General features: G+C 30.5%; 1 pseudogene. It reads left to right on the forward strand.

What is annotated here, in order from left to right:
* Positions 1 to 192: pseudogene (locus Q4528_RS16375) on the forward strand (MFS transporter); the annotation flags it as partial.
* Positions 193 to 233 lie beyond the last annotated feature (41 nt).

A 233-nucleotide genomic window follows, 5' to 3' on the forward strand; every position in this document is an offset into this window, starting at 1 on the left:
TTTAAACTTGTACCATCATACTTTTCAAAAGAAGCTGGGACAGCTAATGGTATCGTATCAATGATGGGTGGCTTAGGAGGATTATTCCCAACAATAGTAATCACTAATGTATCTAGTATCACTGGTACAAGCCATCTCGCATTTATATTATTAGCAAAATTTGCTATTATTGCTGTAATTACAATGATATAAGTAAATAAAAAAGACTCAAAAACAAAACATTAATAAAACAG

The sequence above is a fragment of the Staphylococcus pasteuri genome (assembly GCF_030547725.1).
GTDB lineage: Bacteria > Bacillota > Bacilli > Staphylococcales > Staphylococcaceae > Staphylococcus > Staphylococcus pasteuri.